The 1147-nt window shown below is 63.6% G+C and carries 1 protein-coding gene; it reads left to right on the top strand.

The features are described from left to right. On the top strand, positions 1-1147 hold a 1147-nt coding region (locus BKP54_RS34765), incomplete at both ends, for a VCBS domain-containing protein (protein WP_198956918.1).

The raw sequence follows: 1147 nt of genomic DNA on the forward strand, positions 1-1147 counted from the left end.
CGGTGACGGAACGAGCTGATAACGCGGCCGGTGAGAATGCGGTTGTGCATGTGCAGGGCGGCGCGGTCACTTTTGCCGATGTGGATACGCTCGACACACACAACGCCAGCTTCGCGGCGCAGGGTGGCGGTTATCTCGGCACATTCTCGCTCGGCCCGGTGAATCAGGGGACTGACAAGGTTGGCTGGAGCTTCAAGGTCGCCGACGGCGTGCTCGACTCGCTGCAGGCGGGCCAGACGTTGACGCAGAAGTACGACGTGACCGTCAATGACGGCCATGGCGGCACGGCAGTGCAGACGGTGACGATCGTCATCACCGGCACCAACGACGCCCCGGTGATCACGTCCGGTTGGCAGCTTGGCGGCGTGGTGGAACGGCTTGACGGTACCGTGGGCGAAAATGCGGTAACGCATGCGCAGAACGGCGCGGTGACCTTTGCTGACGTCGATACGCTCGACACCCACAGCGCCAGCTTCGCAGCGGGGGGCAGTGGCTATCTCGGTACCTTCTCGCTCAGCGCGCTGAATCAGGCGACCGACAAGGTCGGCTGGAACTTCCAGGTTGCCGACGGCGTGCTCGACTCGCTGCAGGCAGGCCAGATCCTGATGCAGACCTATGACGTGACCATCGATGACGGCCATGGCGGCACGGCGACGCAGACGGTTACGATCGTAATCCTCGGGACGAACGACGCACCGGTGATCACGTCGGGTACACAGAGCGCTACCGTGACGGAGCGTGCTGACGGCGCGGCCGGCGAAAATGCGGTCGTCCATGTGCAGGGGGGTGCAGTGACGTTTGCCGACGTCGATACACTGGACACCCACAGCACCAGCTTCTGGCCGCAAGGCGGCGGTTATCTCGGCACCTTCTCGCTGGACGCGGTGAACCAGGCGACTGATACGGTCGGCTGGAACTTCAAGGTTGCCGACGGCGTGCTGGACTCGCTACAGGCCGGCCAGACGCTGACGCAGAAGTACACCGTGCTCGTCAATGACGGCCATGGCGGCGTCGCGACACAAACAGTGACGATCGTGATCACCGGCACGAATGACGCACCGGTGATCACCTCTGCTGTGCAGAGCGGTTCGGTGACGGAGATCGCCGACGGTGCTGCGGGCGAGAATGCGACAACGCATGCACAGAA

The sequence above is a fragment of the Ensifer sp. 1H6 genome (genome assembly GCF_001976035.1).
GTDB classification, from domain to species: Bacteria; Pseudomonadota; Alphaproteobacteria; order Rhizobiales; family Rhizobiaceae; genus Ensifer; species Ensifer canadensis.